The sequence below is a fragment of the Enterococcus ureilyticus genome, from assembly GCF_001730315.1.
GTDB lineage: Bacteria > Bacillota > Bacilli > Lactobacillales > Enterococcaceae > Enterococcus_L > Enterococcus_L ureilyticus.
The window spans coordinates 19,917-32,081 of the sequence record NZ_MIKC01000034.1 but is presented as its reverse complement, the minus strand read 5'-3'; the positions used below and the strand labels follow the sequence as shown (position 1 = coordinate 32,081).

Genomic DNA, 12,165 nt, shown 5'->3' with positions numbered 1-12,165 from the left:
ACGAAATTAACATTTCGTAGGGATTTATTACGTTCCCGACTGGAATCGAACCAGCGACCTATCGCTTAGGAGGCGATCGCTCTATCCTACTGAGCTACGAGAACATTCTTTCTCTATTTTAAAAGTCTTTATAGTCACTGTCAATGAAAAATAAAGAAAGAGGAATCCTGACTTAAAATCAGAATCCCTCTTCTCCTTTATTTTTTACTTTCTTTTTTGCCCTTCAGCATTTTAACGAAGTAAAGCCCTCCGATGACTACAGCTAAAGTTTTGCCGATCTTACCATTTCTTGCAACTTTTTCTTCTTTTGTTTTGCTCATACTTTTCACGGCCTTTCATTAATTGACAATTTTGTGCCTCTATATTTATATTATAAGGACTTTCAGTAACTTGTACCAATCATTTGCTCCTAAACAAAAAACTCGCTTAGTATTTTTATAGATGTTAGGATAGAACTGTACCACTTGCAATCAACAAAAAAAGAGATGGAGGTAACATGTATGACTGATAAGACAAAAGAAAAGATTTTTGCCGAGCGTCAAGATCAATATAAGCAGGAAAAAGAAGACATTTTTAAAGAAGCCTTAGAAGAGTACCATGACTCCCCTTCAAAAGAAAAGACGCAAGATAATAAAAGGAATCCATAAATCCAAATAGGCGAAGTGAGTATTTAAATAACGAACTCACTTCGCCTATTTTTTAGAAATAATCAGATAAAATCGGCTTACCTTTCACTAAACGCTGGTCTAATGACTGGATCAAGTCTTCATTTCCACCAAGCTTTCCATAAAACCTTAATTCACTCCCTGTACGATAGCCCATGAAAAGCTGCGTCAAGATTTGGATTGTGCTTACAATCATTTCATCTTCTCTCAATGATTCAGGAATTTGTTCAAGTTTTCTTATAAAACTCTGACCACTTTTGGTTACGCACAATTTCCATATACCTTCATTCCACTGACCGTACTCATCTTCAACTTTAAGAATATAAGTTTCTTCATTCCCTTTTGCAAAAGGATATTTACCAAGAAAACCTTCTAGATCAACAATTCTTCCCATCATAAAAGGCGTGATGTTCATTTCTACCAATGGAGAGGACATTAGATAGCTTAAATTCGTGCCGTCAAACCCTATTTCTAAATGAAATTCTCTTGACGAACCATTATGCGAACCAATGAATCGAACGAGAGATTGAAAGGCTGACTTCGTTAAATAGCCCCATTCTTTAATCACAAAGCGTTCTGCACTCGATTGATAAATCAAGTATCCCTGTGGATTTCCCAATTCATCTTCATAGAGTGCAAATTGATTCTTATCATCTAGACCAAATGTATAATTAAACCACCAAGCATCCCGAATCACAGCCCCTCTTTGATTGTTTGGTAAGTCAGAGTAAATGTGCTGACAAACACTTTTAGCTTCTTCATAAGTAACTCGTTTTATCTTACCAGACATGGCCTTCACATTTGGCCAATCTTGGGCTTTAACTGTATAACTAATTTGTTCAAAGACTTGCTCAAAACCATATTTCCGATAAAAAGGATAAGAAAATGGGGCTAAGTAAGCAAGTTCAACCTTAGTTGAAGCTAATTTTGTTAACATCTGTTTCATAATCGTTGAAATACCACCTTGTCCACGATATTCAGGATAAGAAGATACACAACCGATTCCAGCCATTTGATAACTTATTCCATGAAATGCTACTTTAAATGGCGTACAAATCACTTGACTGGTTAAGACATCCTCTGAAAAATACCCATAATTCAAAGAATGTCTAACTATACTCTTAAAACGCTCTTTGCGTTCTTCAGTTCTAGCGGCATTAAAGGCATATGCAGCTAAATCAAACATCCCATCAATTTTTTCTTCACTCATAAGACAGACTTCTTTTTCCACTGTGACCACCCTAACTAAAAGTAACTCTTTATTTTTCATTGTACCCCAATGAAAAACGATGTCCAGAAAAAAGCTAACGCTGCAACCTATAAAAATAACTGGGACACGACCACTAACGTCGTTATCCCAGTATCGTTCATTCATATTCATTTACATTAAACCATCACAATAGCTGTTTCGCTTATTCTTCTGGCTCACCTAGAGTTGGATCCATTTTATTGGCTGCAATCACAAATGGCGCCCAGATTACCAATGCGACAGCCAGATTTACAAGGGTTAAGACAATTGCACGCCAATCACCAGCCGTTGCTAAGAAGCCACTAATGATCGTCGGCATAACCCAAATCACATTCACAACTACAGGATTTACTAAACCAGCCATTGTCGCAAAGTAAGCGATTGTAGCGGTTGCTAATGGTGCAACAATGAATGGAATCAGCATAATTGGATTCAATACAACCGGCATACCAAACATTACTGGTTCATTGATATTGAAGATTCCTGGCCCTAAGCCGAGTTTACCGACTGTTTTGTAATCCGCACGTTTAGAGAACAGTAAGATTGAAATAATCAAAACGAGTGTAACACCTGCTCCACCTGGCCACACAAAAGCCTCAAAGGAACCAGCAACCCATTTATAAGGGATTTCTTGTCCTTGTTGGTAAGCATTCGTATTATCAACCATTGCCACACCATAAATTGATTGTAAAACGGGGGACATAATGTTGGTGCCATGTAAGCCGAAGAACCATAACACATGTACGAGCAACACAATCAAAACAACTGCCCCGTAGCCCTGAGACAAACCAAGTAAAGGCGTCTGAATCGATTCTGAGATCCAGTCAATCAATAGTTTACCTGTTAATTTTTCAAACACATGATAAATCAATCCTGAAACATATAAAGCGACCACACCTGGAATAATAGCAGCAAACGCTTTTGAAACTGCTGGAGGTACTGAATCAGGCATTTTGATGACAATATTTTTCTTGATCAATTTAGCAAAGATAATAACAGAAATAAAACCAAAAATCATTGCGGTAAATAAACCTGTTCCACCCATGTATTGACTAAATGGGAAATACCCCCAAGCACCTGCATCTACTGCTGAAACACCATCAACTGTGTTAACAGTAGCACCTGCATCCGTGAAAAGTTGGGCAATATTCTTTGGCAATTTTTCGGCCAAAGTAACAGTCGCTGTTGCACTTTGTGGCAACCCAATAAAAAATGCAGCTAATGAGACCAACATACCTGATAAAGCATCGACATCATAAGCTCTTGCAATGTTATAGCCCAAAGATGCAGCAAAAACAACGGCCATGATCGCTAAGGTTCCGGTCCAAACTAAACCATTGATTGCAATCACTGGTTCAAAGAAACTAGTAATAGCATTCCCTTCCCCAATATACGTGTTAGGGAAATCACGCATAAATGCATTTAACAAGACAGCAATGGCGCCCGCCATCGTAACCGGCATCATACCGATAAACGCATCTCTGAGTGCAACTAAATGTTTCTGTGACCCAATTTTCGCAGCTACAGGTAAAATGTATCTTTCCATCCAAGCTGTTAATCCATTCATTTTTTTTCCTCCCAAAATTTATTTATTCAAAAAGCTTTCACTTTTTAAAACAGATTCATCCAGACCAGTTCATAAACGCATTTACAACACAAAAATGTTGTATCAATATAATCTTACATTCTTATAATAAGCAAAAATCATGCCAAATTGATCTAGACCAAAATCTTTATATCATAAAGCGTTTCCTTTACACTCTACTTTTACACACAATATACACAGTGTGATTTGTGTGTAAAAGAACGTAAAAAAAAGAGTGCCTTTATGACACTCTTATCAATATGACTCTTCCATCATTTTTAACATTTTAGTAAACTGGCGTTTTTTAAAAAACATAAGTATCGTACCAAGTACAGCATCATTCATTTTTTGTAAAAATCCATACGATTCCATTTTTTCATTATACCGAATTTCACACGATTTTTCATCTAGTGGTTTGATATCATATTGAACCAAGAAATCATTTTTTGTGGTAGATGTTCGAAAATGGTAAGACGTATTTTCAACAAGTTTTTCTACTTTGATACGCGCTCGACTATTTTTCGAAAATTCCTTAACATATTCAAAGTTGTTGAGTTGTTTTCTGGTTAAACTTTTGCCCGTATGCTTTCGTATATCAAACAAAACAGAATCCATGACTTGGTCATAAAAAACAGATGCAGGAATATTCATTTTCTTGATAATTTCCATTATCTTTTCACCTCGTTGTTCTTTTTCTTATTTTGTTCTTCTTTCTTTCTTCCTTTGAAGAAAAAGTAGCCTCCAACAACTACTAAGAAAATACCTGTCGTCATACTTAACAAATCATATGTCATTGATGCAGGATTAAGCGCATATAAAATTATAATTAAGCCAATACTGCAGACAAATAAACCATTTCTTACCATTTTACATCCATCCAATCTTTTTAAACTGCAGCTGCTTGGAAGAACAAGACACCGCCCCAAGGTTGTGCTTTGATTAATTCTTTTGCTTTTTTAGCTGCTTCTTCTTTGTCCCCTGTTACGTCAAATGCTAATTTGATGCCTTTTTTTTCTTTAAAAGTGTATGTAAAATCTCCACCCTCATAGCTTTCTAATAAGTTCTTGATTTCTTCTTGTTGCATTGCACTTGCGATTGTGATCATTTTAATCTCTCCTTAAATAATGAAGCAGTTGCTCTCACCTTGTTAAAAGTGAAAGCAATCCGCTATTTAATTTTAGTTTATTCGAAATCAGTTGGTTCCATTCTGTTAGCCGCAATAACGAACGGTGTCCAGATCAAGAATGTTACAACCATACATACAATTGTTACGATTGGTGCTCTCCAGTCTGCTCCTGTTGCTAAGAATGATAGCAAGATTGGCGGAACAACCCATGTTACTTGTTGAGATACTGGCGCTACTAAGCCGAAGTATGTTGCCAACCAACCAATTGTTGTTGCAACAACTGGTGCTACTAAGAATGGTACAAACATGATAGCATTTAATACGATCGGTAAACCAAACATGATTGGTTCGTTGATGTTGAAGATACCAGGTCCTAATGATAATTTACCAACAGTTAGGTAATCAGCACGTTTAGAGAATAACAAGATAGCAATGATCAAGACGATCGTACCACCTGAACCACCAAACCACGCAAAGGCGTCAAATGAACCACGAACCCACATGTACGCTTTGCCTTCATCAATAGCTTTCAAGACAGCTGGTGTACCAGTCAAGCCTTTGTAGCCTTTTTGGAAAATATCGATATTGATCAATTGTGCTTGTCCCCAGATTCCTTCTAAAACTGGTGCCAATACGTTTGGACCATGAATTCCGAAGAACCAGAAAATTTGAACAAAAATTGTTACAATTAATACCGCACCTAACCCTTGAGATAAGCCCAAGAATGGTTCTGCAATATATTTTTGGACCAGATCGATGATCAATTGTCCATTTGTTAATTTACCTACTACAAAGTTAATAATTGCGATAACATATAACGCGATCGTTGCAGGCAAGATCGCAGCAAATGCTTTTGATACTGCTGGCGGAACTGAATCAGGCATTTTGATCGTAATATTCGCCAACATTAATTTACAGAAAATAATAACAGAAATTGCACCCATGATCATGACAGTGAAATATGCATTACCATTTAGGTGATCTAGTTTTAACCAACCCCAACCGCCTGCTGTTAAGCCTTCAGCTGTAGCTGACCAACCAGAATCTGCAGAGCCAGCATTGATTGTGTTCATTAATTCTTTTGGAACAGCTGTCTCTAAAGTATTAGAATAAGAAAAAGCAATTCCTTGAATCAATGTTGCCAAACCAACGATACCACCAGCTAAGTCGTTTACTTTGTACGCTCTTGCTAGATTATAACCCCAAGAAAAAGCAAAAATCAAACCAGCAATTGCCAAAGTTCCGTTCCAAACAAATCCATTGATGCCAATAATAACATTAATAACTGCAAAGATTCCCTTGTCTGCGGCAAGGTTTGTTGCGTAATCAGAGAAAAATTGTTGGGGCAAGTCACGAATTATCGCGTTGATCATTACGGCGATCGAACCTGCCATTGTTGCCGGCATTGTCCCAATAAAAGCATCACGTAGTGCGACTAAGTGCTTTTGTGCACCAATTTTGCCGGCCACAGGTAGAATGTATTTCTCCATCCAGGCTGTTAATCCATCCATTTTTTAATTCCTCCTATAAATAATATATATTTAAAGAGCAAAGATACTCCTTAAAACAATGTAGTTGTTAAAGCTCCGTTCAAAAACTTTAACCTCTATTTTCTTCCGTTCAAAAAAGAAAATAACATAGCTTACTCGTTGTCCATACGGCGATATAAATCAATGATCTCTTTTGCTAGATCTGTAAAAGCGATCGATGTCATTAAATGATCTTGACTGTGAACAGTCAATAAAGTCACTTGGATATGATTTCCTTGCGCTTCTTGTGTTAGCATTCCTGTTTGAGAATGATGTGCTTGGACTAAAGATTCCTCTGCATCAACGATTTTTTGATCTGCTAATTCAAAATCTCCTGCTTTCGCAGCCGCAATCGCTTCCATTGCATCGCTTTTAGCATTCCCACCATACATAATCAATCCCATTACTGCTTCTAAATTTTGTTGATCTTCCACGTTTTGTAACTCCGTTCATTTTTTATTTTTTTATTTGTCCATTAAAGCAATTGCTTGATCAAGGACTTTCTCACCATTCATCATGCCATAGTCTGACATATTAATTACATCAAACGGAATACCTTTAGGTGCTAGTTTTTGTTCAAATTGCGCTTTCATGAAACGAACTTGCGGACCTAAAAGTAATACGTTTACATCTTTTGCTTCTAAGTTGTTATCAGCATCTGATGCAGATACTGCAAAAATGTCTGTTTCCATTCCACGATCTTCTGCTGCCTTTTGCATTTTTGTTACTAATAGACTTGTACTCATCCCTGCTGAACATACTAACATAATTGTTTTTTTAGCCATTATTACCACTCCTTCTAATTTTTTTGTACTTACACTTTTATATAAAGCAAGAAGTGTGCCAAAGATACGTATAGACCAAATCCGATTGTAACAAGGGTTTTGGTCTATACATATTGTGTACACACTATTTTCCATTAGCTACACACTGATTCACGTGTACACACTACTATATTTTTTTATACTCAGTTGCTACTTCGATCCTATTTTCTAAAAATAGTTGCGTTAGGTGGGCAATATCCGATTCTGTAAAGGATAAGCGATATGTTTTTTCAATTGCCATCAAATTAGTTCTGATTACATCTGATTCTAAACGGTTTTTCTTCATAAACTCCGTCAGATTATCGAATTCGTTTGATTTTTCTCTTTTTAAAATCCCATCGATTAAGAAAGCTAGATGAATCACGATCCCTGCGTCTACCCCAGGTTCGACAATAATATGCATGTCCGTTTGAATCTGATGTACTGTTTTTTGTAATGTAATAATCAATTTTTGTAAAGAATCAACTGCTGTAATCGTTCCACTTAATGATTTCACGATTTTTTCTGTCGGCACTTCATCGCCTGCAATACGTTTTAGTACGTTCAATTTTTCATCATCAAAGATATCGTATGCAGAGAAGAAGGGAATATTCTGATACTCAACATCTACTGTTCCCGCAATGGCTTTGATTTCATATTCTTCCATTAAACTGTCGATATGCTTTTTAAACGCTTCACGTTCTAAAAATTGCATTTGGATAATTTCGACTTTGTTTTCATCAATCACAGGTAAAATTCGCTGATACAGTTTAGCGGCAACGCCTTCCCCAGTAAAACAAGTCACAACAACAGCTTTTTTGACTTCTTCTCGATTTTGAGGACTGGTTCTAAACTGTTCTCGGATAATACTTTCAAAGGACATTTGAATATTTTGGTAGATATCTTCTAAGCTTCGTCCAACACTAGCCATCCGGATCGCTTCTAAAACGATCATCGTACTAGTCATAGTAATCGCTTTTGTCCGAATACCCGTTTCTTCAAAAATTAGATTTCCAAATGAGTTCAATGAACCCATATCTGTCAAAAGCAACATCCCATTCACCAATTTCTCGCGATGACTCAAGACAAAACTTTTTAATTGTTCATACATGGTTTGAACTTCCATTGTAAGCGGCATATTCATCGCTGCACCGGTTTCCGTGCCAAGTAATTCTTGCGCGGTTTTTAACATACTGGAAGCTGTTGAATCCCCATGCATCAAAACAACTACACCTACATTATTTTCGTGAACTTTTTCTTTGTTTCCCACATTGATCGATAAAAACATACTGATAAACCCAATTTCGTCGAATGGGATTTCAATATTGTTCTCTTCTTCGATAATGGCAGACAAGTCCATTGCTACTTGAAATTCTTTTTTCATTTTCTTACGGACATTATTCAAATTAGGATGAACGATCACATGCCCTTCTCTCACTCGATCAATGGTACTTTGTAGATGTAGGGCAAACGCAAAGCGAGCTTTTTCATTATACATACGTTCTAATCTTTTTTCTGCAATATCATATAGGCGGTCTGTCAATTTCCAAATCGGTTCTGGTAATAATTCTTTATGCACAGGATTTTGTGTCAATTCGTCTACATAGGTTTGAAAATAAGCATCCATGTCACTAGAAATCAGCTGTTCTAAATTCACATTCTCTAGTTCGTTTGCTGATAAGGTTGCAACTTTTTCTTCAATTTCATTGTACACTTGCATATCACGAGCTGGATCTTGTGACCAGACCACTTCATTTGTCCCCGGCTCAAAGCTTAAATAATTACTTTTGCTATCAACAAAGCGATCTAAACGATCCGATACTTCTTTGATTTTTAGTAATCCTTTTTGCACTTGCAAAGGTAAATCTCGTTTTCGGATGACTAAACTAGACTCATTATGCGTACGATAATGCAGGAATGACTTGGCACAAACCAGTTTCAAATCTCGCTTGACTTGACCGATATTCCCTTCTGCTTCATAAAGCATAAAAGCCAAAATGGCTTCTCGTTTAATATCGATCCGCTGATTTAAACGGTTGGCTTCTTGTTTGATAAACAACGAGATAATGTCATAGCGCTCATCCAGCGAGCGAGCATCTAAGGACGGTAACGTGATCGCCATTGGAATTCTGCGGTTAAACGTCGTCAAAAAGCTTTCTGAAGATTCTGTTGTTGCCCCAATGATTTGGACTGATGCTTCATAGGTTTGACCACTTTCACCAAGTGGACGATAGATTCCTTTATCAATAAAGGTAAAGAGCATTTCTTGTCCTTCTGGTGGTAAACGATGGATTTCATCTAGGAACAGAATCCCGCCATCTGCTTTTGACATCAAACCAGGACTGTCTTCATTTGCCCCAGTATAAGCTCCTTTTTTCACACCAAAAATATGCCCAAACAGTAACTGTGGATTCTGAGCATAGTCAGCACAATTAAATGAAACAAACGGTGCGTCTGATGCCAATGTTTTAGAATCAACAGCAAAATGATACATACATTCTGCAAAAAGCGATTTACCGGTTCCAGTCTCCCCAAAAATAATTGTATGTAAGCCACGCGGTGGATATAAAATCGCCGCTTTTGCCTGTTGGATACTGACCTTTAAAGAATCTTGTGCTCCGACTAAGTTATCAAAGGTGACCTCGCTAGAATTGTCTACATGAACCTTTTCTTCTTCCGTTACAACGGAATAGACAACTGGACGTCCGTCACTTTTAATTATTTTCTGTTCTTTAAAAAGCTCACTTAGATAACGACTGGCATTGCTTCGATCGATTGCCATCTCGTTGGCAACATCAGCTGCTGTCATCCCTTGTTTTTTTAGTTCTAAAACTGCTAAAATCTCGTCTTTTCTCGATTTCATGGATAGCCTCCTCAAATCATGACGTTCTTACTTATTCTCTATTATTGACGATTTGCGTCTAGCACCTTTATTTTTATTGTTTTTCGGACGCTTTTTAGGCTTTGCTGTCTGCCCACTAGTGTCTTTTTTTGTTGGTGCATCTTTCTTAGGAGTCGCAGTTATTGCACCTTTGTCTTCAGTAATACTTTTTTCTTTTCGTGTTGAATGGATGGCTCCATCGTACAGAAAGACTTCTTGGTAAGGGAGCTCGATTTTTTTCATCAAACGTTGATAATCTCTTTTCGTTGCATCGTTGACAAAGGTGATGACAGAACCTGCAGCACCCATTCGGCCAACACGTCCAGCTCGATGTATATAGCTTTCTTCTGATAAAGGGACTTCAGCATTGACAACAAAGGGAATCGCATTAAAATCTAAGCCTCTAGCCGCAATATCCGTTGTCAAAAGCATTACTGCCCGTTTTTTAGAAAATTGATCGATCGCTAATTTACGTAAAGTTTTGTTCTGATCCGAAGCTAATCCAGCCACCGCTAGTCCTTCGTAAAGTAATTTTTCTTCCACAGAGCCTAGATCAGCCACTTGATTGAAAAAGACCATTGCACGAAAATCCGGCGTATACGCTAAACTTCTTAAATAGTCACTTTTTTTCCGCGGTGATAAGGCTATAAAATGATGATTTACAACTCCACTGGATTGATCTTCAGCTGTTACATCGATCACGGTCAGCTGATCTGCTAATTTTTGCGCTTCTTCGGCCACTCGATCTGCTGTCGCTGAATAAAAGACTAATTGAAATTCTGTTGGTGCACTCGTTAAAATTTGTTTCGTTAAATTTAATTCTTTTTCATGGAAAAGCTGATCCACTTCGTCCATCACAATTGTGTGTAACAAGTGACTTTTAATTTTTTTGGTCTTGATCAACTCTAATACTCGCCCAGGTGTCCCGATTAAAATTTCAGGTTTCTTCTTCAATTTCTCGATTTGACGGCCTACATTTGCCCCGCCAATCAGCGTTTGTGTTTTTAAATGAAGTAACGTTGCCCAATCACGAACAACTTGGCTAATTTGTACCGCCAATTCTTGTGAAGGCGCTAAAATCAATAATTGACTGCCTTGACCTTTTTCTACATTTAAAAGTAACGGCAATACATACGCTAATGTTTTACCTGAGCCTGTTGGTGAAATACCTAGCACATTTTCTTTTTCTTTTAAAGGTTGGAAGCTTTTCTCTTGAATCATTGATGGCTCGCTAAAACCAGAAGCTTGCCAATGGGTTTGCCACGCTTCTGGTAAATTTTTAATAATTGTCATAATAGTCCTTTCTTCATTAAAACTACTTAATCTTTGTCGGCATCAAACACAATACCGGCACTTTTCCTTAATGCTGTAACAACTTTATTCACATTACGTGACAATTCCACCCACTCTTCATAACGTACACCTATCGTTGGATCATCAGGATTTTCTAGTACATATGCAAAGTCATGGGCTTCTTCGATCATCGGATTTTCTTCGGTCGTTAACGCAATGATATCACGTTCCTGGTGATTTCGATCATGAAATTCAGCTTTGGAAATTGCGTTCACACTATCCAAAATCAATGTGCCGCCTTCAAAATATATTTCGGAATCTAAAAATGAATCCGCATTTTTTCCAGTTTGAAGTGTCACATCAAATAAATCATATCTTAAAATCGCTGTCCCGATCCCATCAACACCAGTTGGAATTTTTCTTGCAAAATAATGACTTTCATTTGGCAACCCAAACCAACCAACAGCGGCATAGACTAAGTAAACACCTAAATCAGCCATAGCTCCTCCAGAAAAATGGGGAGAAAAAATATTTGGTTCTTGTCCGTCAAGCACTTGATCATAACGTGAGGAGTATTTCATATAGGTGAAATTTGCACCTGTAATTTGATTTTTTAAAGGCAATAGTTCGCCGATTTTTTTAAAGCTTTTCTCATGAATATTTCGTGCTGCTTCAAAAAAGAAAACTTGTTGTTGGTTTGCTAATTCAATAATTTCTGCCATCTCTTCAGGAGTTGAGAAGGCTGGTTTTTCAACAATAATATTTTTTTTTGCAAGAAGTGCTTGTTTTGCTTGTTCAAAATGTAATGAATTAGGAGAAGCAATATACACTGTATCCATATGAGCAATCCCAAAAAATGTCGCTAAATTTGTAGCGTATTCAACATCACCATATTCTTCACCAAATTTTTGAGCCGTTTCCAGCTTGCGTGAATAAACAGCAGTTAAATCATAGCGATTGGTCTCCAATGCTGCCTTGACAAATTGATGGCTAATCCAGTTTGTTCCAATAATACCTAAGTGAATCATATTTAC

General features: G+C 37.2%; 13 protein-coding genes and 1 tRNA gene. 1 reads left to right on the top strand and 13 read right to left on the bottom strand.

Features of this window, described 5'->3' with window-relative positions; all coding sequences use genetic code 11:
- Positions 1–30: 30 nt before the first annotated feature.
- Together BCR24_RS10615 and BCR24_RS17300 are read right to left on the bottom strand one after the other, a co-directional pair.
- Positions 31–104 (bottom strand) — tRNA-Arg (locus BCR24_RS10615).
- 93 nt (positions 105–197) lie between these two features.
- Entirely contained in the window at positions 198–320 is a 123-nt protein-coding gene (locus BCR24_RS17300; protein WP_275579434.1) for a hypothetical protein, read from the bottom strand.
- Between the two features lie 180 nt (positions 321–500).
- On the opposite strand from BCR24_RS17300, the gene BCR24_RS16895 reads away from it, so the two are divergent.
- Positions 501–647, top strand: a complete 147-nt coding sequence (locus BCR24_RS16895) for a hypothetical protein (RefSeq protein WP_167351677.1) — start codon at positions 501–503, stop codon at positions 645–647.
- Positions 648–699: 52 nt separating this feature from the next.
- On the opposite strand, the gene BCR24_RS10610 is transcribed toward BCR24_RS16895, so the two are convergent.
- The 11 genes from BCR24_RS10610 to BCR24_RS10560 form a co-directional block, all read right to left on the bottom strand.
- Positions 700–1,875: a GNAT family N-acetyltransferase gene (locus BCR24_RS10610; RefSeq protein ID WP_069640499.1), complete on the bottom strand. Its 1,176-nt coding sequence runs from the start codon at positions 1,873–1,875 to the stop codon at positions 700–702.
- A 202-nt stretch (positions 1,876–2,077) separates the two neighbouring features.
- Positions 2,078–3,481: a PTS sugar transporter subunit IIC gene (locus BCR24_RS10605; protein ID WP_069640498.1), complete on the bottom strand. Its 1,404-nt coding sequence runs from the start codon at positions 3,479–3,481 to the stop codon at positions 2,078–2,080.
- Between the two features lie 273 nt (positions 3,482–3,754).
- Positions 3,755–4,168, bottom strand: a complete 414-nt coding sequence (locus BCR24_RS10600) for a DUF3284 domain-containing protein (protein ID WP_069640497.1) — start codon at positions 4,166–4,168, stop codon at positions 3,755–3,757.
- A complete protein-coding gene (locus BCR24_RS10595; protein WP_069640496.1) occupies positions 4,168–4,365 on the bottom strand; it encodes a DUF3188 domain-containing protein in 198 nt (65 codons plus the stop codon). The genes BCR24_RS10600 and BCR24_RS10595 overlap by 1 nt, the downstream gene beginning before the upstream one ends.
- 20 nt (positions 4,366–4,385) lie before the next feature.
- Positions 4,386–4,604, bottom strand: coding sequence for a hypothetical protein (locus BCR24_RS10590; RefSeq protein WP_069640495.1), 219 nt, complete (start codon positions 4,602–4,604; stop codon positions 4,386–4,388).
- 77 nt (positions 4,605–4,681) lie between these two features.
- Positions 4,682–6,115 (bottom strand): PTS sugar transporter subunit IIC, encoded by a 1,434-nt coding sequence (locus BCR24_RS10585; protein ID WP_422851604.1) that lies wholly within the window; start codon positions 6,113–6,115, stop codon positions 4,682–4,684.
- A gap of 152 nt (positions 6,116–6,267) precedes the next feature.
- Positions 6,268–6,588 carry a PTS lactose/cellobiose transporter subunit IIA gene (locus BCR24_RS10580; RefSeq protein ID WP_069640493.1) on the bottom strand — a complete coding sequence of 107 codons (321 nt, stop codon included), beginning with the start codon at positions 6,586–6,588 and terminating at the stop codon, positions 6,268–6,270.
- A 30-nt stretch (positions 6,589–6,618) separates the two neighbouring features.
- Positions 6,619–6,939, bottom strand: coding sequence for a PTS sugar transporter subunit IIB (locus BCR24_RS10575; protein ID WP_069640492.1), 321 nt, complete (start codon positions 6,937–6,939; stop codon positions 6,619–6,621).
- 166 nt (positions 6,940–7,105) lie between these two features.
- Positions 7,106–9,820: a sigma-54-dependent transcriptional regulator gene (locus tag BCR24_RS10570; RefSeq protein ID WP_069640491.1), complete on the bottom strand. Its 2,715-nt coding sequence runs from the start codon at positions 9,818–9,820 to the stop codon at positions 7,106–7,108.
- 27 nt (positions 9,821–9,847) lie between these two features.
- The gene (locus BCR24_RS10565; RefSeq protein ID WP_069640490.1) at positions 9,848–11,131 is read right to left on the bottom strand and encodes a DEAD/DEAH box helicase; all 1,284 of its coding nucleotides are present in this window, start codon (positions 11,129–11,131) and stop codon (positions 9,848–9,850) included.
- 26 nt (positions 11,132–11,157) lie between these two features.
- Positions 11,158–12,159: a Gfo/Idh/MocA family protein gene (locus BCR24_RS10560; RefSeq protein WP_069640489.1), complete on the bottom strand. Its 1,002-nt coding sequence runs from the start codon at positions 12,157–12,159 to the stop codon at positions 11,158–11,160.
- Between the last annotated feature and the right edge of the window lie 6 nt (positions 12,160–12,165).